This is a genomic window from Neobacillus niacini (genome assembly GCF_046591715.1).
Classification (GTDB): Bacteria; Bacillota; Bacilli; order Bacillales; family Cytobacillaceae; genus Neobacillus; species Neobacillus niacini_L.
The window spans coordinates 255,111-276,941 of record NZ_JAWVNQ010000004.1; the positions used below are offsets into that span (position 1 = coordinate 255,111).

Consider the following 21,831-nt stretch of genomic DNA (forward strand, 5'->3'; position numbering starts at 1 on the left):
TTAACTTACTAAAAACCGCACCAGCGAAGATCTACTGTGCGGAAAAATACAACTTAGTAATTATTAAAAATGGTCTGCAGCTTTGCTTTTAAAATATCTTCTGTGTCTGCAACATTAACTGAGATTACAATTTCTTTGTTCACAACAGTGTTGTCATATTTAATATGTAAGACAGTCTCTGCAAAACTACTTGAAATAAACTCTAATGTTAGAGTTTCTAAGCTATCCTCATTAATAAAATTGAAAACTTGAACAAATTGATTTTGTTTCGTTTTAATATATTTTGTTCTGCCTTCTTTAAATTGAAAATCTTTAATTTTAGTAAAAATCCGCTCCTGTATCGTTGATGGACCTACCTCAATAAAATCTATATCTTCCGGATCATCCCCCGCATGGAGATCAAGACCCGTATGCAGAAAAACCTTTACACTGCGATAGGTAATCGGCGTATGAAATGGGATCAAAAACGAAAATGGCAAGTGAACCGTTTGGTTTGCTTTTAAAGTGAGAGGCTGGGAAACAACGAACTTATCAAGTAAAACCTCTGTTTTTTCAAGCGGTTTCAGTGGATTGATTGCACACTCAGTCTTTAAGTAAATATAAACGTAACCCAAACTTACATCTTCAGAGCCCGATTTAACTTCGACTTCTCCATTTACTCTTTCTCCAATTGAATAGTGATTATTTTCTAGTTTTGTATCAATAATTACCTCTTCAAAATTTACGCGGTGTAGTTTCTTTTTGTAATAAATCACTATCATTCTCTCCTCAGCATTATTCTTTTTGTGGTTCGTCCTTGTCAGATAATTTGTACTTAATTCCTAGTAAGGCTGCAATGACAATCGCAATCGAACTTATAACAAAAGCCTCTGGGGCCGATTCCTCATTCCACCAGTCAGTATATAATGACCATATACTGCTTAAAGTAGAAATGACAACAAAAATACTGGTAATCGTCACATAAAAATTATCGTTTTTCCTTCTTCTTTCCTCTCTGCGTTCCAGACTCTTCTTTTCGACAGCGGCTTTACGAATATCCAATAGAGAGGCAATTGACTCTACTTCAGATTGAAGTTTCCTGTGTAAATCCCCAATATGTAAAACTCTATATATGTATTCATATACTTTATTTTGGTGGGTTATATGCGAAACTTGTAAAAAAGAACTCCTTAAATCAAAATAAGCAATTTCCTCTCTTAACTTTGTAATGGTTTCAATAGAAGAATTTGATTCGATTAACGTATCCATATCTCTTGGAATCTCTGCCGCCTGGACAGATAAATGCAATAAAGCATAACGTTGATGTAACGCTATGATATACATATAAAAATAATTGAGTTTAACATTCATGATATAACTTTCTGAGAAGAAATTGTTGGTTATCTCATCACCTGTGTGCAGGACAATATTGCAAGCACCTTCTAATGCTATTCCCCAGTAGCTATTATTAAATGGCTTATATATTTCCTCATTTTTTTCAATATCATATTCACTTTGGCTCGGTTGATATGATTCTTTGAATACACGTCGAGTTTCAAATAGAAAACGTTGCAACTTAGTAATATATCCATCAGATTCACTAAATGATTTATCTAGAATTGATGTATTAAAGACTAAGGCATTCTTTGGCTCAAGATTGTCTTTTTCGAAATAAGAAGTAACAACCAATGGATTTAATAGTCCGGCAGTGATATTTGCAAAGTTAGAGTTCATTTCATATGTACTTTTGTCATTTGCATGTTTTAGGAGGTGCATTTGGCCGCCGAAATTTTTGAGCCTCTTGACATAATAATTGGCCAGCACCAGATCTTCCATATGTGAAATAGAAGGATAATAGATATCATAAATCAGAAAGCCGACACCTGTTTCAAAGAGATATAGTTGGACATCGGTTATCTTAAGTACGATTTCTTTCTTTTTAGATGTATGTAACACAACATTATTATTTTTGTTTTTAGGGAGACCATATAAATCCCATGCCAGCTGATTTAGACCCCAAAGTTTACCAATTGTACTTTCGTATACCTTTCCATCATTGGGAACAAGTTGATTAATATGACCAAAAAAGCGGTCCTCGCTATTGTGCTGGATTGGCAGCCAAACTGAACGATTGTTGCTCTGATGTACTTCTTTTTCCATTTTCATATCATCAATTTTCTCAACAATTTTATCGAAATTACCATTTGTTTCGAAAGAAAATGGAATAATAAATAAATTCAACTGATGTTTAATTTTATCCAAAACTTCCCCACCCTTATACTCTCTTTAATATATAGATAACTCTTTGATTTGGCAGGACGATATTCTACAAAATCAAAAATATAGTATATTTTAACATAAACAAAAGACTATTTACCTATGAAATTTGTAATATTCAATAAAAATCACTCTAATTAGCCACTTAAAAAATCAAAACTTTTTACAGGAAAAATGTTAAAGAAAGTTCACAGCATACCATAGTGTGTTGCGTTAAAATAAAGACAAATAAACATGTGATGTTCTTCACATTATTGGTGATAGAAAGGAATTAGTGTCATGTCACTACATAAACCGGACCAAATATTAGAAATATCAATTAAAAATGGAATTAAAAAAACCAGTTATCCGTTATTAACAACCCTGCTATTAGGTTTCCAAGCAGGGGCATTTATCTCATTAGGATTTCTGCTCTATATTCGTGTTACTGCACCACTGTCTGAAAGTTTATCCGGGCTTAGCGCGATTTTAGGTGCCTCCGTTTTCCCAATCGGACTAATTCTTACATTAATTGCAGGAGGGGAGCTGCTGACGGGAAATATGATGGTAGTGCCACTGGCAAGATTTTCAAATAAAATTCAAACCAAACAGGTTCTCCAAAACTGGCTGCTTATTACAATTAGCAATTTTCTGGGCGCCCTTTTCGTGGCATACTTCTTTGGACATATTGTTGGATTAACCGAAACAGGTATCTATTTGAATAGTACGGTTCATATTGCTGAACACAAAATAAACGCAACCTTTCTTCAGGCATTTGTTTCAGGTATTGGCTGCAACTGGCTTGTAGCAGCAGCTGTGTGGTTATCCTATGGAAGTGAGGATATGATCGGAAAAATTGCAGGAATTTGGTTTCCAACTATGGCATTTGTTGCAATTGGATTTCAACATGTCGTTGCCAACATGTTTGTCATCCCAGCCGCCATTTTTGCAGGACATCTGACTTGGATGGATTACCTAAATAACTTCATCCCTGTCTTCTTAGGTAATGCTGTTGGGGGAGCTTTGTTTATCGGTATGGCGTATTGGTTTGCTTATAAGAAGAATGAATACGCCGTAATTGAAGGAGCAAAAAAACCAGGAATATTAGATAAGAAAATTGGATTATAGTTAAATAATTAGAGCTGCAATTTACGCAGCTCTAATTATTTCAAAGATTTAATGACCCTGATGTGTTCCTGTTTCTCCTCCAGGTCCATTTCCAATCTTTGGATTAAAAGGAGTAAACATTCCATCAGGGTTTCGTTCCCAAATCCAGGCATGTAAGGAAGGTGGAATGCCAGCCTCTGTATTTGCGGGGTCAAAGGTCCTTCCGAAAAGACTACTTCTAACATCAGTGGACAAATATTCTACCCCGACTAACTTTAATCCTTTTTTGGTAGGAACATACAGAAGTACCTCTGGAGTTAAAGCATTTACCTTACCATCAACTAATTTTTCTTTAACATAATGAAATCCCATATTTGGGACGAAAAAATCTGTTGGAGCATATCCATCCTTTATAGCTCGATTTACATTTTTATATTTTTCCGTAGCATCCCTTACTTTTTCTATAGACCACTTAACTTTGTCACGATCGTTAAATTTACTAGAATCATCTCTTCCTGAGTGACTTTTCGCAGTCACAACTGAAGCCAGCATAAATATAGCCACTAAAACCGTTAGAAAGGAAAACAAATTTTTCATGATGAAAACCTCCTTTTTGAAAGTACTCTTAACGTTATTCAAAATTTAATTTGTGTATGCCTGTATCAAAATGATATAGAACAAAAAATTTTCATTATCAGCAAAAAGGGTAATTATCCCCAGTCCTTATTACCTTCAACTGATGAATATTCCCCTTTCAAACAAGCCCTAAGGCCCATTATTTTGATTCTCAAAAAAACAAAGAGCAGCCGAATACTATTCGACTGCTCTTTGTTTATATATCAAAATAACTTATTCAAATAATGGACTTACTGCTCTTTCATTATGAATTCGATCAATAGCCTCTGCTAATAATGGAGCAACGGAGAGCATCGTAATTTTTTCAATTTTCTTTTCTTCTGTCTGTTCAATCGTATTCGTCACCACCACTTCCTGGATTGGTGAAGATTCAATACTATCGATAGCAGGTCCAGACAGAACAGCATGAGTACAGCAAGCATATATTGCTTTTGCTCCTTGTTCTGCTAACGCATTGGCTGCTAAAGTAGTAGTTGTTGCAGTATTAATTAAATCGTCAACAATAATGGCATTCTTACCTTCTATATTCCCAATAATATTTAATATTTCAGAGCCATCATGTTCCGTACGCCGGCGATCAACAAGGGCAATCGGAGCATTTAACAGCTTGGCCAATTTCCTCGCCCTCCCTACAGCACCATTATGTGGTGCAACAACGACAACATCACTAAGTCCCTTTTCTTCAAAATAAGCTGATAGAATGGGCGTTCCAATTAAATGATCCACTGGAATATCAAAAAAACCCTGGACTTGCGGGGCGTGAAAGTCCATTGTTATCAGTCTGGTAGCACCTGATTTTTCTAAAAGGTTCGCAATTAATTTGGCTGTAATGGGCTCCCTCGATCTTGCTTTACGGTCTTGACGTGCATAACTGTAATAAGGAATAACCACATTAATCATTTTGGCTGAGGCTCTTTTCAAGGCATCAATCATGATAAGCAGCTCCATAATATGGTCATTGTTTGGATGTGAAGTAGATTGAACAATATATACATCACAACCCCGTACGCTCTCTTCTATATTAACCTGGATTTCCCCATCACTAAACTGCTTGACCGAACTCTTGCCAACTTCACATCCTAAATGTGAAGCTATTTCTTTTGCCAGGCTTTGATTTGAATTTAATGAAAACAATTTAAACTTTTTTTTCAATTGATACGGCACTATAATGTCCCCCATGCTTTGTTTATTTACATTTAAAACTTTAGTCCATCTACTCATTTTACATCAAATGAGGTCTCTAGAACACAATTTAACACAAATTGAAAAATATTGCCCATCCATAGTGTCCCATTATTTATACAAGCATAATATGTACAAGAAAAACACCTGCAGAGAGTAGGTTATGAGAAATGAGTAAAATTTCAACAAAGAGTAAAGTTTCAGCTTCAAATATATTATCTGCATTGCAGCCACATCATAAATCACTTTTACTCTACGGACTGACCCTGGTAATCATCGCAACGGTAATACCTTCCTTATCGGTTCTATTCAAGGAACAACTAATTCTTCTTCCATATTCGAACGGAATGGTCAGTCATCCCGTTCCTATTATTTTATTTGTTGCGATTCTTTTAATTAGTGCCATGACCTTTGTTTTAATCGGAGCAACTCATGGTCACTTTTTGACACGATTTACCGCCATAAGCATTGTAGCCATTTTATTACTATTTTTGAGTCAGTCGTTTTTGGCTGTGAATTTTATCTTGCTGCCCATCTTTTTCATAATAGGGTATCTTCTGTGGAGAGGTTCACATCCACTGCCGGGACATCCGACAGTAAAAGATATTCAGATCATCTTTTTTTCGGTTTTTATTTGTTGGGGAATCGTAAATATAGTTGGAACTTTTCTCCTGGAAATGGGGGTAATGGTGACAATATACATCGGCGTCACACAGTTAATTGCCTTTGCCGTCATCCTTCCAATTCCTCTTATTATATTGTCTGGAGTCGAGCTGGCTAATGTGTCGGACATGGTCGTCGAGAAGATTGCGATTTTCAGTAACTCTTTGGGAAAACAAGTGGTCTTAATCCTTCTATTCATTACTTCGCTTGTTAAATTGGGATTCAATTTATGGAAAATAGAATGGCATTCAATCAGCAGCCTGTTCTTCTCTTTCATCTTTCTCATCTTTATCTTTTTCATTGTAAGATACACACCCAAACATCTGCTGCAATTTCAACCAAAATTTAAACACTGGTTAATGTTAATAGCGGTAATCCATCCTGTACCCGTTGGTTTGGCCGCCATCTTAATCTTGTTTGGGGTACAGATGCCGATTGACTATATTTCTAACCTCCTGACAGCAGCCATTGGTCCTATTAGCCTTGTTTTAGCTGGAATACTTTTTTACATTCAAAGATTAAGGGCTTTCTCTATTTTTATCGTAGTACTGGGAATCTGGCTAATGCTGACCTTCAGTCTAAAAATAGGTGGAAACCTGCTTTTCGGTTTTACTTTTAACGGATTAACACTATGGGGCTTAGATGGGGTTACTGCCTTTTTCTTCATAATTTGGAGCATTTTATTACTTTACCAGCGAAGATCCTCTCCTTTCGTCACCATTGCTCTAAAGTTTTCCGTCTTCTTAAGCTGTTGTTTTGTCATCGATCAATTATTGAACAATCAAGTTGCCCTCGCCGAACTTTATACCCTCTTTCAAATCCTAACTTTTTTAGTAGTCCATCAAATTATTGCACCCAAGCGTTCATGGTGGATTCAGCTAGTCCCTTGGGTTTTAGTGGCAGTCATGTTTGCCCACAATATTTGGAATGGAATCTTTCCCAATGGTGTGATGAATTCGGTAAAATTATGTATTTTAACCATAGCCATGCTATGGGATGTCCTGATGTCGGAAGAAAAAATACGCGGGGAAAAAGTCTTTGGACCCCAGCAGCCCGGATTATTATTCATCTACCTGGGTTATGCTCTATGGACAGTCGCCCAAGTCGTTTATGCAAAAACTGGTAAAGGTGCAACTGTCTTTGATTGGGAGCCTATGATCCTCTTTGGTTTTCTGTTCATTGGGATTCCATGGGTCTTTTATCTCCTCATAAGGGAAGTAAAAACACTGTTTACTGAACTAACTAAACCATAAATATGGTTGGGTCACATACTATATTATGTGACCTTTTTTTTATTTTCGTATCAAATTAGGATAAGTACTTTTTGGGTGTTAACTCAATGGAATCTTGATTGCATTCCTCCAGAAATGGACAATTATTGCATTCGTTTACATTATTCGTTTTAAAATAGGCAGAAGAATTCTGAATCGAGTACTTCATTACTTGAAGGTAGTTAAGACCTTCCTGTATATCTTCTTTAGTCGGGGTAAAGACATGCTTCCTTCCATCTAGAAGTGTAACCACTTCTACTCGCAGAGGAGTTCTCTTTAATACCTTTTCAGAAAAAACGACTGACAAATGGTTGTATAGCGTTAACATTTCTGGCGTAGCATCGAGAAGGTATTTTTTTATCACAAAGGAAGAATGTGACCACTCAGCAACATCAAATGTTAATGATAGGTCAACTTCCAGTTCCTCAAAATATGTATTTAGTTTTTCGAATAAAAATAAGGGTGGCGTTTTTTTTGATTCTGCTGTGATATTTTCCATTAGATAATCTGTTATTTTCGCAATGACCAAATAATATTGCAGCCTGGAATCAAATATTTGGGGAGATACTTTACTCCAATATTTATCAATTAATCTTAACACAGACCCTGAATCGCGCCGTTCGACTGGAAGCTGATAGAAGGAGTACACAACTTTATTCACGACATGTTGGACAACTTGCCTCCAGTTAATCGATTTTCTTCTCTTCTCTATAAACTCAAAATAAAATTTATATGGACAGGTGATGAAGTCTTTTAAATTCTCTTCTGTTATTGACTGTATTTGAATCATTTGCATCCCCCGCAAAAAAATTTATTTAATACGATAATAATTGATAATGATTATCAATGTCAATTATTTTTTATAGTTTAGCTCCTTAATTAATTGAATTATTAAATTTTTAGCAAGAATTTTCTCAAGACACATATATTTTTGGCAGGATGATTTTGAAGGAGGCTATGATAATGATGACTTCTGAGGGAATGCGCTTGCGAAAAATTCAGAGACTTGCTCATGAAATTATGGATGAGGTAAATTTAAGGGAAGTACAAATTCCACCTGAACTCCTAACAATCGTAATTGATAACTTATCCCGTGCAGTTGGTGACCTAACAGACCCTTCTGGAAACTACTCTTTAAGTTATTTAGAAGAAAAAGTAGGAAATGCCCATTCGTTAGTCGTAAAAAAGAAACAATGAACTTACTAGTTCACTAAAGCCCACTTAACGACTGTTAGAGTGGGCTTTTTTTATAAAAATATTGAAACATAAACACTTAGTATACGTACTTAATAGTATGGAAGGATGTGGAAGCATTGAGCAGATACTCAATTGAAGAATTTATCAAGCAAACAGAACAGAAAGACAAAGGAGAAGGCTTCTTCGAATTAGAGACTCCTCGAATGTTAGAGGTAAATTTAGACGGAATGGTTTGGGCCAAGGCTGGCTCAATGGTAGCCTATCACGGAGAGATAAAGTTTGTTCGTGAGGGAATTTTAGAACATGGTCTTGGTACTGCTTTTAAAAAAGCATTTACGGGTGAAGGTGCCTCTTTGATGAAAGCGAACGGCAAGGGTAAATTATATCTTGCCGATAGCGGGAAGAAAATCATTATCTTAAATCTGCAAAACGATTCCATCTTTATAAACGGGAATGATCTATTAGCCTTTGAACCTAGTATTAAATGGGAAATTAAATTAATGAAACGAATTGCCGGAATGCTTGCCGGCGGATTATTTAATGTTCGCTGCGAAGGAACGGGTATGATTGCCTTTACCGCGCATTATGAGCCTATCACGTTAAGAGTAACACCAGGAAACCCCGTTATTACTGACCCAAATGCCACCGTAGCATGGTCTGGTAATCTTATGCCAAGCTTCCAGACAGATATTACCTTAAAAACCTTTTTTGGAAGAGGCAGCGGTGAATCTATTCAAATGAAATTCGAAGGTGACGGCTTTGTAGTGATTCAGCCTTTTGAAGAAGTTTACATGAAAGCGAAACAAAATATTACATAAAAAAACTAGTCCTCCTTTCTAAAGACAGGGGACTATTCTTATATGGTCAATTTACGCTTATCTATTTTTCAAGAAGCCTTGCTGCTTCAGCATTTCCCCTACATCTTTGTATGAATCATTCACATAAAAATCATCTTTATAAAAATTAGCCATTCTTTGTGTCCAGGTAGATCCCCCGCTATTTCTTCCCTTCGTTGCTTCACTATGTATATGATTAAACTCCTTGATTTCATCTTGGATATTCTCGTTGTATTTTTCTTGGTGAAATATAGCTTCCATAGATAATCGCGGTGCCAAATCAGGGATATCGCTTGGATAACCTATACATAGACCTGAGACAGGAATGACATACTCCGGCAAATTCAACAGTTCAATATATTCAAGAGGACTTCTCCGAATTCCGCCAATAGGAACTGTGCCTAATCCGAGCGATTCTGCAGCTGTAATGGCATTTGATATCGAAATACCAACATCAACTGCTCCTACTAATAATAAATCAGGATTCACAGATGCCTTAAACTCAGTACCTTCTAGTTCACATGCCACCTTGATTCGATGAAAATCTGCGCAAAACACTAGGAATACTGGTGCTTCTATAATATGTTTTTGGTTTCCTGCAAGTTCCGCCATTTTCTTTCTTCTATCTTGATCATTAATAGAAATAATCGTAACATGTTGACCGTTCACCCAAGAAGGGGCTGCTTGTGCAGCAGCGATTATGGTCTTTAGATCTTCCTTCCTAACCTTACGCTCAGAATAATGCCTAATGGATCGATGAGTCATCATAGTTTTGACCACTTCATTTGTTTTATTTTCTTGAGTGTTCATTCATACTCCTCCTTATTTTGAATTTTGATATAGTATTTACCCTATCAAAAAAGTTAGCCTATTAAAAGAAAAGCACCTTTATTTTTTACTATTTAAGAAAGATTTAATCTTTAATTTAGAAACCTTTTATATTTTCCTATTATAGTAGGTTTATCTAAAAGATAATTTAATATAAGGAGTAATTCTCATGACACATGCACATTTAACATCTCTTGTATTATCGCTGGTTTTCCTTATTCTTATTGCAGTACTTCAAAACAAAGGGAAAAATATTAAAATATGGCATATGATATTACGTGCCACCTACATTCTTATCATCGTAACAGGCGGTATGCTCTTCTTTGCGGCTTTTTCCATTCCGTTATCTTATTATTTGAAGGCAATACTTGGTATTTTAATGATTGGTCTATTTGAAATGGTAATCGTGCGGAAACAAAAAGGAAAGAAAACAGACGTAATCTGGATTGCCTTCTCTATCGTTCTAGTTCTCCTCTTTGCACTAGGATTCACACTTCCAATGGGGTTCGATTTAATTAAATAAAAAAGGGGAGTGAATCATGGTGCCTGGCACCGATGAATCACTCCTTGATTTTTTTCCAGATTATATTTATATACCAGTACTTTTTTCATAAATTTTTAAAAAACCGCCACTTGGTCCATAGACAATCCCATTATGGTCCCAACCGTATTTTTCATAATAGTTTTCTAAATCAGTAGCCAAATAAAGCTTCTTATATCCTTTATTGGCAGCCTCACTTAAACCGTGTTCCAAAAGTTGCGAACCGATTTCTTGCCCCCGGTACTCTTTATCAACGAATAAGCATGCTAGCCATGGACATAAATCCTGGCGGCTATTAATGTCGTTTCTTAAGATTGCATACGTGCCAATAATCTTTTCATTTTCAACAGCGACAAAAAATCTCGGAAGGTCTTCGGAAGTTTCAGCGGAATGAAGAATACAATCCTCGTAAAACTTAAAATTGTCTTCTGACGCCCATACGTTCCAAAATACCTCAATGCCTTCCTTTAAAAGTTCATTCCCTTTTTGCAGCTCAATAATTTCCATGTTGTTATCCCCTTAACTGTTTTCTATGTATATACAGAATTTCTGCTAATCTACTTTTTTGATTGATAGTTATTTACATTACACATAACCTAAATAACTTCGGGTAAAATTCGGCATCACGATTGTTCCATTATAGCTGTATTTTTCAAATAAATTTGAGATATCTTCCACAAATAATTTGTAATCATTGTCTGATTCTTTTAGTGAATATGACGCTGAAAGATTCCTGCCCAAAAATCCATTATAATCCATAACTAAATCATAGTGGAACCTTTTATATTCATATTGACCATTTCGAAAAAATTGTTTAAACACTTCTTCATTCTCACCGATTCCACCGCTAAACCCATAAAAGCTTGGACAATATTTCTTAAAAATCTCGGCATTTTCCTTTATGAGAGGACTTTCGGAATCCCTGCTATTCCATACTAGCGCAACATTGCGCTCCTGCTTCAAAATTCGTTTACATTCTAATTTGAACTTCTCTTTGTCAAACCAATGAAATGCTTGAGCAGCTATAACGAGATCCACACTATTTTCCGGTAAAGTAGTATCTTCAGCTGAACCATTAATAGAAGTAAATAGATCGAACTTTCTCAAGTTTTGTTCTGCTTTCGTTCGCATGTCTTTATTTGGTTCGACTCCTGTCACACTAACTCTTCTTTCCAGCAGTTGTCTGGTTAGAATACCTGTCCCAGAACCAATATCTGCAATTCTGCAAGATTCATCCACATGATTGGCTGAAAATAAATAATCTATATATTCATTTGGGTAACTAGGGCGAGATTTAGAATACATATCTGCCTTTCCGCTGAAATTTTCCGTTGGTTTCACTAGATATTCCTCCTAGTTAAGTTAACTCTTCCATATCATTTGAAAATGATGACTTGTACCTTTATTTCTACAAAAAAGGCATTTCTCCTTCTGTAAGAAATGCCTGCCTTCCTTTATTGATAGTTAATTATTTTTCTTAGAATTTATCTCCTACTTTAATAACGACATTCCCCACCTTGTGTCCTTTCTCGACATACTTATGAGCTTCAACGATCTCATCAAACGTATAGATTCTATCAATAACTACCTTTAATTCACCGTTTTCCACCAAATTTTTAAGGAAGTTTAGTGCCTCTTGTGTTTCAGGTGAATTTCGACTCAATATTAATTTCCTGCTGGTTGTTAATTGATTCCATAGCATTCTAGCATTTGGCAGTGGTTCTGTAATATTAATATAGGTGCCATTCTTCTTTAACAGTTTCAAACAATCTGTAAAGGAACTCTTGTTTACAGCCTCAAATATTACATCATACGTTTCATCGCTATTTGAAAAATCTTCTTTTATGTAATCAATTACCTGATCCGCGCCCAATGTTTTCACTAATTCTACATTAGATGTACTGCATACCCCAGTAACTTGTGTTCCAAAATACTTGGCAAGCTGTACGGCATAACTTCCTACACTTCCTGAAGCACCATAAACCAGAACCTTTTGACCCTTCTGTATATTAGCTTTTCTAAGAAAAAACAAGGCTGTGCGGGCTCCAATTGGAATGGCTGCAGCCTCCTGATAAGTAAGATTAGAAGGCTTAATACACACAGGTCCATCTTCGGGCAGGCACTTATACTCAGCATAACCGCCAAACCCCGCCAGAGATGCTGCAAATACCTGGTCCCCTATCTTAAATCTTTTGACATCTTTTCCAACTGACTCTACCTCTCCAGCTAACTCCACCCCCAAAATCTCTTTTTTGGGTTGTTTGAAACCCAGACTAATTCGTGCCGGGAGCCAAAAGACACGAGGAACGGTAAAACTTCGTGCACGAATATCTGCAGCGGTTACAGTTGTTGCTTTTACTTTTACTAGTATTTCATTATCTTTAGGAATCGGTTTCTCTACTTCTTTCAGTTGAAGGACTTCCGGGGAACCATAATTTGTGTAGACAATCGCTTTCATTTATTCGCCTCCTATTCAGTATAGATATATCTATATTTACGAATACTTAGAACTACAGTTTAACAATATTTGGAATAGTATAGAATATAAAAAAGCAGAAAATTCACAAGGTATGGATAATAACTTGTAAGCTTTCTGCTTTTTCATTATTTTACTTATTGTTAATCCCCAAACAGTATCCTAACTGTAAGCCAGCTCTTTTTCTGTTAGACCGAGCGAGTGCTCAGTCGATGAATGAATTTTGCGAAGAAGATCTGGATTTTCCATTAGTGACACACCGTAAGATGGAATCATTTCTTTAATTTTTGGTTCCCATTCCTTTATTTGCTGCGGGAAGCATTTTTTGATGACCTCAAGCATAACGTGAACGGCTGTAGAAGCACCAGGAGATGCTCCTAGTAATGCTGCAATGGATCCGTCAGAAGCTGTTATTACTTCGGTGCCGAATTGAAGCGTCCCTTTACCGGCATCGGTATCTTTTATTACTTGTACACGCTGGCCCGCTACTACTAAGTCCCAATCCTCACTTTTTGCGCTTGGGATAAATTCACGCAGCTCTTCCATACGCTGTTCTTTTGATAACAATACTTGCTGAATCAAGTATTTCGTCAAAGGCATTTCCTTTGCACCTGCTGCTAACATAGTCAAAACATTATTCGGTTTTACAGAGGTTACTAAATCGAACATGGACCCAGTCTTCAGGAATTTTGGTGAGAATCCGGCAAATGGTCCAAATAATAATGATTTCTTATTGTCGATAAATCTTGTATCAAGATGCGGCACAGACATTGGCGGTGCGCCGACCTTCGCTTTTCCATATACTTTTGCATGGTGCTGCTCTACAACTTTAGGATTATTACACACCATAAATATGCCGCTTACTGGGAAGCCGCCAATATTTTTCCCCTCAGGAATACCAGATTTCTGCAGTAAGTGCAGGCTTCCGCCTCCGCCGCCGATGAAGACAAATTTCGCAGTATGGCGTTTGACTGTACCGCTAAACTGATTTTGAACTTTCAATTCCCACAAGCCATCGCTGGTGCGTTTAAGGTCATTCACACTATGATTATATTTGACTTCAACATTTTTACTCTCTAAGTGATCAAATAACCTGCGTGTTAAGGCACCAAAGTTGACATCCGTACCAGAGTCTATTTTAGTTGCCGCAATCGGATCATTCCATACGCGGCCCTCCATAATAAGCGGAATCCAGTCCATCAGTTTTTCCGGGTCTTCAGAAAATTCCATACCTTGGAAAAGTGGATTTTTTGTGAGCGCTTCAAATCTTTTCTTTAAGAAAGTAATATTTTCTTCCCCTTGTACCATACTCATATGAGGCAATTGTCTGATAAACTCCTGAGGATTCTCTACCAGCTTATTGTCTACAAGATAAGACCAAAACTGCATTGACACTTGGAACTGCTCATTAATTTTAATTGCTTTACTTATATCTACAGATCCATCCGGTTTTTCGGTAGTGTAGTTAAGCTCGCACAGTGCCGCATGCCCTGTTCCCGCATTGTTCCATTCGTTAGAGCTTTCCTCTCCTGCGTTTTCAAGCTTCTCAAACACTTTTATTTCCCATTCCGGTACTAATTCCTTTAAAATCGTCCCTAAAGTGGCACTCATGATTCCGGCGCCAATTAATATGACGTCTGTTTTAGTTTCTCCGTAGCTCATTTTTACCAACCTTTTCTTTTAAAAATTTGCAGAAAGATGCACGAGGACGCCTGGGTAAGCACATACAAGCCACACACCTTTTCTGTATCAATTATTACCATATCAAAGTCTAATATATTCATTATAAGTTAAATTATATACTATTATATGATAATTATAAATTATTTAAAAGCTTATAAAAAGAGAGAAGTCCTAAACTGGTTTTAAGTACACGAAAAAAAAGCCTTAACTTAGCTTTTTCAGCGGTTAAGGCTTTGGTCTTCCTATCATTATGGCTGCTGTCTTTTATTACTTTCTAGAACTTCCTCTTCTTCATCAATAATGGAAGCAGCAGTCCGTCTGAATTCGGATAATGTCTTTCCAAACGCAGATCCAATTTCGGGGAGCTTTTTTGGCCCAAAAATGATTAAAGCAATGATTAGAATAAGAATTAATCCTGGGATCCCTATATTTGAAAGCATATTTTCCTCCTCAAATAATTTATGCTAAAATCCCGCCTTTTTGTCTATAGGTTAGAATCCCTTCCGCTGCTCGATAAGCCAATGCCCCAACCGTTCCGGTTGGATTATAGCCGCTATTATGGGCAAATGCTGTAGCGCCAACGACAAAAAGATTGTCAGCATCCCACATTTGCAAATAATTATTGACGGCAGAAGTTTGAGGATCTGCTCCCATGATGATACCGCCTGTATTATGGGTCGATTGATAGGTGGTAATATCATATGGACCCAGTTCCTCCATAGAATCAATATGGTCAGCACCCATTTCTTTCATGATTTCAACACATCGTTCCGACAAAAACTTAGCTAACTGCCTGTCCTGCTCTTCGAAATCATAAGTAATCCGAATTAATGGATCTCCGAATTCATCTTTGTATGTCGGATCAAGATCAAGATAATGATGCTTAAAAGGCATACTTGCTCCTTGTCCGCCAACGGATAGAACACGATTAGCATATTTTACCGAATTTGCTTTAAATTCTTTCCCCCATGTTGGGGTGCCTTTTGGAACTTTGTTATTTGAAATCGGCCGAAAACCGGTTTGAGAAATGGCAATGGATCCTCCATGAATAAAATTAAGATTGGTATGATCAAAGTTATCGCCATTATAATCATCCACTGTCATGCCGAGTGCACCTGCACCTGCAAAGGTATTAAATTCTTCCTTTTCAAAGAAGCCTGTCGCATTCCCTTTTTGTACTTGATAGGCATAATTCTTCCCAATCACACCTGATCCTGTTGCCGGGTCATATGGCCGCCCAATACCCGATTGTAATAATAATCGAACATTATTAAACACATAGCTTGTTAATACCACAATATCAGCGGGCTGTTCAATCTCTTCTCCTGTTGTCGTATCTATATACATGACTCCGGTTGCTTTATTGCCGGATTTCAACACACGTCTGACATTGGAATGCGTGCGAATCTCAAATTTCCCGGTCTTTTTTGCTACAGGAATAACGGTAACTACAGGATCCGCTTTTGCTCCATATTCACAGCCAAACCTCTCACAATAAGCACAATATTGACACGCTGCACGTGCTACCCCATCCGGATTTGTATAAGGTTCAGAAAGATTTGCGGAAGGACGGTTATAGGGATGGAGCTTTAAGTTCGTTGCCGCCTTTTTAAATTTTTCAAGTGCTGGTGTTGTTTTCATCGGCGGTGTTGGATATGGACTAGACCTTTTCCCAGCAAGCGGATTCTCTTCCCCTGAAATCCCTGCCATTTTTTCAAATTTATCGAAATATGGTTCTAATTCATCATAAGTAATACCCCAATCTTGAATGGTCATATCCTTAGGTATCTTTTTTTCACCGTATCTTTCTATCGTTTTGCTGCGGATTTCAAAATCGTAAGGGAGGAAGCGATAGTTTTGCCCGTTCCAATGAACACCCGAACCTCCTAGACCCTCTCCTAATATAAAGGAACCGTATTGCCGCATTGGCAGAGCTCTGATTCTTTCATTTCCTCGAAATGTAATGGTCTCCTTCGAGAGATTCTGCATCAGGTCGTAACGAAGAGCATAACGAAGTTCATCGTGCATCATAAAATAATCCTCTGTTTTTCGCTCTTTTCCTCTTTCCAATCCGACACAATTTAAACCCTGCTTAGTCAGCTCTGCTGCGATAATCCCGCCTGCCCAGCCAACGCCGACAATGACAACATCAACTTTTGGTAATTTCTTTGCCACTTCTTACACCTCATTCATAGTTGATTTAGTGCAAATTCTAAATCCATTACTGGCCAAGATGGTCCTTTAGACTTTTTGGTGGAATAACCGTAAACTCTTTATCAATAATTTGGGTATATGCCATTTGACTGCCTGGATAATTTCTCATTTTCCATCCTTCCATATTTCTATTTCCACTGTATAAGGGGTCGCTATAGGCCCCTTCTAATGTACTGCTCCTTAGCATATTAAAAAAACCACTTGGAGAAAGGGTTGTAAGGTTAACCTTATCTTCAGCAAAATCGGTTAAAATATCGTCTTGTTCTTCTTCTGAGAGTTCAACAAAATTCTTCTTATACTTCGTTAAACTATGGTTTTGCATTTCCCGTAATCCAATATCAAAAATTTCACGTCGTCGCAGCCGGCCTTGATATCCTTGGACTTTTTCCCCTTTATAAAAGGGTGGCTGCATGTATTCCCTTGAATTAAAACCCCAGTCCCCGCTTAATTGGTGGTCGATAAAATAGGCAACACCTAAATCCTTGGCTCCAGGTCCATTATCATCGGCCGGAAAAATACGCTCCGTTGCGGCTTCCACCATCTTAAACTGCTCCCTGGTAAAGTACATTAATGCTAGATTATAGTTTTCTTCAGTCCTTTGGTTTTTTACATTCAGATTATTCGTTGTTTTATCTTTAAATGGAAGTAAACTGCCTAATGCACCACCAACAGCCAACCCCCCCACTGCTATACCAGAACTTTTGAGGAATTTGCGGCGTGAAAGTGATTCTTTCTCTTCATGTTGTTTGGAGTTTTCTGCCATAAAATCCACCTCCTACATTTTAAGGATAGATTACCCCAAAAAAATCCATTCATACATAAAAGAATGTTGGACATAATAACATAAATTCTATTATTTAGAGGTGGAAAATAATGAAAAAAATATGGAAAAATGCGGCCATTGTTAGTACAGCCTTTTTCCTCACAGCATGCTCAGGTCAACAGAATATGATGGATGAGACCGTTAAAGCAGAGGAAGGTCAGCATGACACGCATGGAGAACACCAAACAAGCGTCTATGATAAAAGTGTTACAGCAAGAAATATGAATGATGGACTAATTATTCCAAGTGAAAATGGGGAAAAAACACAAACCACGGATGAACATGGGGGAACCTCTCATGGAGCTGGAACAAATGTATATAGTTTAATTGGGAGCTCAGGTTTGAATGATGGCGGGATTTCCTCTCATCTTGAATCAAGATTGGGCGGTGAAGGAATCAATGGGATTAAGGTGTTTGTATTAGATGACACAGTTATCCTTGCGCGTGCAGCCCCTGAAGTGACCTCCACTCAGTATGATTCAATGCAGGAGCATATCCTAAATGGGGTCGATGGTATGTCAAGAAAAGACCTTAACCAAAAAGACCTTGTTAATACGAATAATACAGCTTCTCAAGATGTGGATGACAACCTCGAGAAAGCAAAAAGTTATATGAATAAGGTCTTCAACGGAAATGTCCAAACGCTTACCGTTACAAATCCAGCAGCAGTTGAGCTGATTGAAAAAATTAAAACAAATTTAAAAGCGGACTCCGTTCCATATGATACCGTTTCACAAGATATTATTACGCTTGTAAAAATGACAAGGGAAAAATAAACAGCAAGAGACAAGTTCAGTATATTAGGTTCTGGTGTGCAGATGTTTATCAAATGTAAAAAACGAGTGCTTCTCAGGTATCAAATAACCCGTGAATCACTCGTTTTATTTTCCTTTTTTAACTATCTCACGACTTACCCATGAATGTTCTAATATTTCAAACCCCGCCTGATTATATAGCAAATCGGTTCTTCCATCGTTGTAATGACCTTAACATTAGAAGAGAATTGTTGAATTCTTTCTAGAACTTGTTCCTTTATATAGGCATTATGGTGGAAAACGCCGCCTTGCAAAATTAATTCAAAACCTTCATGCTGGATGCCAGCTTTTACAATCGCTGTTTTAAGGAGGAGTATGAGTTCATTTACTGCATGATCTAAGATTCGTTTACTCACTGTATCACCTAACCGATAGGCATCATCCACTAATGCAGCAAGGGACCCAACATCATCAACAGAATAGGAATCACTATAAGTCCAATTATATAAATCTTCAATCTTCTCGAAACCAAATTTATCTAGTACAAACCGAGATAAAAGTGTTTCTTCTCCACGCCCATCCTGCATTTTGAGAACAGCCTGGATGGCCTGTTTACCAATCCAATAGCCGCTTCCCTCATCCCCTACTCGATGTCCCCAGCCGCCAGAGCGGATAATTTGTTTCTTGCCATCATGAGCAAACACAATGGAACCTGTTCCAGCGATTAAGAGAATGCCGGCTTTATTTTGGGTGGCACCTAATAAGGCAGATAGGCAATCATTTTCAACTACTAAACTTCCAACTTCGATAGACAATGCTTTAACTGCGCGCTCAACGACACCTTCTACAATTCTTTCATCCTTTTCGGTATCGATTCCAGCAAGTGCAAATACTGCTTTATCCACATCTGCCAAACCACCTGCATCATGGAAGGCAGTTAGAATGGCTTCAACTAAAGCCTCTTTGGCACCTTCCGCCCCTACTACCTGATAATTAGAAGCACCTGCCTTTCCTTTACCAAGGATCGTGCCATCCTCATTAACAAGAACTGCCAATGTTTTCGTGCCGCCGCCATCGACCGCAAGCAGTTTAGCGGCGTTCTTATTCATGTGCTCCAGTCCATTTCGTAATAATCTCCTTGACCTTTCTTGCTGACGAGGTAAGGTGATCTTGTTTTTCATTTAACCAATTTTCTAACTCATTCTGTTCTTGTATTCGAACTTTGATTGTTTTTTCCATTCTGCTTGGGCTTGGTCCGCCTTTTAGGTCACGGATTTGAACAAAATATTCAGGGCTTAAGCATTGTTTTAATTCATCTTCTGTTAAAACAGATTCCTTGCCTGCCACTTTTTTTGACTGCTCATTCAAAAGTTCCAAGGTTAATGACTCTAATGAACTTTTTCCATTTTTCATTAATTCCTTCACCGTTGAACTTACAACATGGTGAGCCTGACGGAATGATAGGCGGTCTTTTCTGACAATGGTATCGGCCAACTCAGTCACATTTGCAAAACTTTCCTTTGCCCTTTTGAGAAGGGTATCTTTATTGACCTCCATCGTAAGCAAAACAGACGTTAATAAGTCATAAATGCCGCCTAATCTTTCTATTGCTTTCCAGATATACGGCTGCATATCGTCCTCTGTGTCCACAATATCTCCAAAAGGAGTATTATGGAGCATAAGTAAGACGGTTTGACAATCTCCTGCAACACTCGATAATAAAGCTCTCATATGCTCAATCGAAACTGGGTTTCTTTTTTGCGGCATGATGGAACTAATTTGGACGTATGGTGAAGATAGTAGAAACGCCCCATACTCCTGTGTGCCCCATAATAAGAAGTCTTGCATGGATCTTCCTAAATTGAGTGCTGATAACTGTACGGCCGTTGCACTCTCAGCTATATAGTCTGCACCTGCAACTGCATCCCAAGCATTATCAATCATGTCCTCAAAGCCTAGAAGGTCTTTCATACGTTCTCGATTAATCGGAAATCCAGAGGTGGTTAAGGCGGCTGCTCCCATACTGCTGCGATTGACCGTTTTATAGGCTGCCTGAAGTCGATTGATATCACGTGTAAGCATATCAGTCATCGCATTCAAATAATGACTCAAGGTAGTTGGCTGCGCCTGCTGGGTATGTGTATAGCCAATCATCACTGTTTCTTTATGCTCGTCGGTCAATTCAATAAGACCTTCGCGAAGTGTTAATGCCTTTTCTATCAATAATAAAAGTTTCTTTCGAAGTGTCATCCGGTATATGGCAATTCCCATATCATTTCGGCTTCTTGCTATATGAAGATTTCCCGCAATATCACCTGCATCTTCAATTAAAGAATGTTCGACTTCAAAAAATAAATCCTCGAATTCACCGGTATAACTTCTTCCTTTAACATCTTCCATATCTAAGTTAGTTACCGCTCTGGCAATTTTCTCTGCTTCTTCTATTCCGACAAGTCCTTGTTCAACAAGCATAATTAGATGTGCATGGTGAATTTCCACCATTGAATCAATGAATTGCTGCTTTGCCTCATTATAGGCAGGTTCCAGTACCATGGATGTATAGGTTTTAGAAGGAAAAGTTGTCCCTTCTTTTTTTAAGACTTTCTCTCGAAGTGAGGTTTTCAAATCGGTCCATCCCTTCTGTCTCTTAGTATTCAAGCCAGTTTTTGATTAATTCATTCAAATTTGCAGCTGCCTTTTCAACAATTCTCTTCCCTTTTTCAAAGGAGGTTTGTTGAATTAGTCCCGTATAACCATTCCATGCTTTTGGCGTTCCTTCAACAAGAATGTAGGGGCAGGCGGAAAACGGCGGCACCTCTTTATACTCTTCGTCCTCTGCATTTACCTGTACCAAGTCTGGGCGGAACGCTTTAACAGCAGACATTTCGTATGGTCCGCCATGTCCTCTTCCTTTTGTACCTTCAAATCCAATTTCCTCTGCTGCGTCGTTTGCAACCATCTGCCACCAGTTCACCAATAAGAAACTTGCGTCAGGATGCTTTCCTGTAACATATTCTGCTGCGGTTCGGGAAACACCCATATTGCCGTCATGGGCATTTAATAATATGATCTTCTTGATACCTTGCTCAATAATACCCATCGAAATATCAATCAAGTATTCTTGAATAATACTAGGCCGAATCGCAATGGTTCCTTTATATTTGTTTGTTTTTCCCGGACAGGCTGTATAGGGTATAGTCGGAAACAGAGCTCCGCCTAAGCTGGAATCGACCATGTTCGCAAATCCATCTGCTAAAATGATATCCGTGCCTAACGGAGAATGCGGACCATGATACTCAAAACTCCCTAATGGAACAACAGCAAATGGTGCCTGCTCTAACGTTTTTAGGTCTCTGCCATGAATGTCACTTGCGTTCAAAATAT

At 37.8% G+C, this 21,831-nt stretch carries 22 protein-coding genes; 6 read left to right on the top strand and 16 right to left on the bottom strand.

Going from position 1 to position 21,831, the window contains the following annotated elements:
* Positions 1-53: 53 nt before the first annotated feature.
* Entirely contained in the window at positions 54-755 is a 702-nt protein-coding gene (locus SFC47_RS13490) for a sporulation protein (RefSeq protein ID WP_411254807.1), read from the bottom strand.
* A 19-nt stretch (positions 756-774) separates the two neighbouring features.
* Positions 775-2,241: a hypothetical protein gene (locus tag SFC47_RS13495; protein ID WP_411254808.1), complete on the bottom strand. Its 1,467-nt coding sequence runs from the start codon at positions 2,239-2,241 to the stop codon at positions 775-777.
* A 294-nt stretch (positions 2,242-2,535) separates the two neighbouring features.
* On the opposite strand from SFC47_RS13495, the gene SFC47_RS13500 reads away from it, so the two are divergent.
* A complete protein-coding gene (locus tag SFC47_RS13500; RefSeq protein WP_411254809.1) occupies positions 2,536-3,363 on the top strand; it encodes a formate/nitrite transporter family protein in 828 nt (275 codons plus the stop codon).
* 48 nt (positions 3,364-3,411) lie between these two features.
* Here the strand turns inward: SFC47_RS13500 and SFC47_RS13505 are convergent, their stop codons facing one another.
* Positions 3,412-3,939: a hypothetical protein gene (locus SFC47_RS13505; protein ID WP_411254810.1), complete on the bottom strand. Its 528-nt coding sequence runs from the start codon at positions 3,937-3,939 to the stop codon at positions 3,412-3,414.
* Positions 3,940-4,191: 252 nt separating this feature from the next.
* On the bottom strand, positions 4,192-5,142 hold the full coding sequence (locus SFC47_RS13510) for a ribose-phosphate diphosphokinase (RefSeq protein WP_411254811.1): 951 nt from the start codon (positions 5,140-5,142) through the stop codon (positions 4,192-4,194).
* 188 nt (positions 5,143-5,330) lie between these two features.
* On the opposite strand from SFC47_RS13510, the gene SFC47_RS13515 reads away from it, so the two are divergent.
* Positions 5,331-7,076 (top strand): hypothetical protein, encoded by a 1,746-nt coding sequence (locus tag SFC47_RS13515; protein ID WP_411254812.1) that lies wholly within the window; start codon positions 5,331-5,333, stop codon positions 7,074-7,076.
* Between the two features lie 55 nt (positions 7,077-7,131).
* On the opposite strand, the gene SFC47_RS13520 is transcribed toward SFC47_RS13515, so the two are convergent.
* A complete protein-coding gene (locus SFC47_RS13520; protein ID WP_411254813.1) occupies positions 7,132-7,884 on the bottom strand; it encodes a hypothetical protein in 753 nt (250 codons plus the stop codon).
* A 173-nt stretch (positions 7,885-8,057) separates the two neighbouring features.
* Between SFC47_RS13520 and SFC47_RS13525 the strand changes: the two genes are divergently transcribed.
* Together SFC47_RS13525 and SFC47_RS13530 are read left to right on the top strand one after the other, a co-directional pair.
* Entirely contained in the window at positions 8,058-8,291 is a 234-nt protein-coding gene (locus SFC47_RS13525) for a hypothetical protein (RefSeq protein WP_411254814.1), read from the top strand.
* A gap of 116 nt (positions 8,292-8,407) precedes the next feature.
* A complete protein-coding gene (locus tag SFC47_RS13530; protein WP_411254815.1) occupies positions 8,408-9,109 on the top strand; it encodes an AIM24 family protein in 702 nt (233 codons plus the stop codon).
* Positions 9,110-9,166: 57 nt separating this feature from the next.
* Here SFC47_RS13530 and SFC47_RS13535 read toward each other — a convergent pair whose 3' ends face one another.
* On the bottom strand, positions 9,167-9,937 hold the full coding sequence (locus SFC47_RS13535) for an NADPH-dependent oxidoreductase (protein ID WP_411254816.1): 771 nt from the start codon (positions 9,935-9,937) through the stop codon (positions 9,167-9,169).
* 187 nt (positions 9,938-10,124) lie between these two features.
* On the opposite strand from SFC47_RS13535, the gene SFC47_RS13540 reads away from it, so the two are divergent.
* Positions 10,125-10,478, top strand: coding sequence for a DUF1516 family protein (locus SFC47_RS13540; RefSeq protein WP_411254817.1), 354 nt, complete (start codon positions 10,125-10,127; stop codon positions 10,476-10,478).
* Positions 10,479-10,544: 66 nt separating this feature from the next.
* Here the strand turns inward: SFC47_RS13540 and SFC47_RS13545 are convergent, their stop codons facing one another.
* The 7 genes from SFC47_RS13545 to SFC47_RS13575 all read right to left on the bottom strand — a co-directional run bounded on the left by SFC47_RS13545 (position 10,545) and on the right by SFC47_RS13575 (position 17,632).
* Positions 10,545-11,003 (bottom strand): GNAT family N-acetyltransferase, encoded by a 459-nt coding sequence (locus SFC47_RS13545; RefSeq protein WP_411254818.1) that lies wholly within the window; start codon positions 11,001-11,003, stop codon positions 10,545-10,547.
* A gap of 78 nt (positions 11,004-11,081) precedes the next feature.
* Positions 11,082-11,837, bottom strand: coding sequence for a class I SAM-dependent methyltransferase (locus SFC47_RS13550; protein WP_411254819.1), 756 nt, complete (start codon positions 11,835-11,837; stop codon positions 11,082-11,084).
* Positions 11,838-11,973: 136 nt separating this feature from the next.
* Entirely contained in the window at positions 11,974-12,954 is a 981-nt protein-coding gene (locus SFC47_RS13555) for an NAD(P)-dependent alcohol dehydrogenase (protein WP_411254820.1), read from the bottom strand.
* Positions 12,955-13,134: 180 nt separating this feature from the next.
* Entirely contained in the window at positions 13,135-14,634 is a 1,500-nt protein-coding gene (locus SFC47_RS13560) for a malate:quinone oxidoreductase (RefSeq protein WP_411254821.1), read from the bottom strand.
* Positions 14,635-14,903: 269 nt separating this feature from the next.
* Positions 14,904-15,095, bottom strand: coding sequence for a twin-arginine translocase TatA/TatE family subunit (tatA, locus tag SFC47_RS13565; RefSeq protein ID WP_411254822.1), 192 nt, complete (start codon positions 15,093-15,095; stop codon positions 14,904-14,906).
* Between the two features lie 19 nt (positions 15,096-15,114).
* The gene (locus SFC47_RS13570; RefSeq protein WP_411254823.1) at positions 15,115-16,830 is read right to left on the bottom strand and encodes a GMC family oxidoreductase; all 1,716 of its coding nucleotides are present in this window, start codon (positions 16,828-16,830) and stop codon (positions 15,115-15,117) included.
* 46 nt (positions 16,831-16,876) lie between these two features.
* Complete coding sequence (locus SFC47_RS13575; RefSeq protein WP_411254824.1) at positions 16,877-17,632, bottom strand: gluconate 2-dehydrogenase subunit 3 family protein; 756 nt, start codon at positions 17,630-17,632, stop codon at positions 16,877-16,879.
* Between the two features lie 110 nt (positions 17,633-17,742).
* On the opposite strand from SFC47_RS13575, the gene SFC47_RS13580 reads away from it, so the two are divergent.
* The gene (locus SFC47_RS13580; RefSeq protein WP_411254825.1) at positions 17,743-18,468 is read left to right on the top strand and encodes a hypothetical protein; all 726 of its coding nucleotides are present in this window, start codon (positions 17,743-17,745) and stop codon (positions 18,466-18,468) included.
* A gap of 149 nt (positions 18,469-18,617) precedes the next feature.
* Here SFC47_RS13580 and SFC47_RS13585 read toward each other — a convergent pair whose 3' ends face one another.
* Genes SFC47_RS13585 through SFC47_RS13595 form a run of 3 tightly spaced genes read right to left on the bottom strand, consistent with a single transcriptional unit; the run spans position 18,618 to position 21,826 of the window.
* Complete coding sequence (locus tag SFC47_RS13585) at positions 18,618-19,556, bottom strand: N-acetylglucosamine kinase (RefSeq protein ID WP_411254826.1); 939 nt, start codon at positions 19,554-19,556, stop codon at positions 18,618-18,620.
* The gene (argH, locus tag SFC47_RS13590) at positions 19,549-21,072 is read right to left on the bottom strand and encodes an argininosuccinate lyase (protein WP_411254827.1); all 1,524 of its coding nucleotides are present in this window, start codon (positions 21,070-21,072) and stop codon (positions 19,549-19,551) included. The genes SFC47_RS13585 and argH overlap by 8 nt, the downstream gene beginning before the upstream one ends.
* Before the next feature lie 22 nt (positions 21,073-21,094).
* Positions 21,095-21,826 (bottom strand): creatininase family protein, encoded by a 732-nt coding sequence (locus SFC47_RS13595; protein WP_411254828.1) that lies wholly within the window; start codon positions 21,824-21,826, stop codon positions 21,095-21,097.
* Positions 21,827-21,831 lie beyond the last annotated feature (5 nt).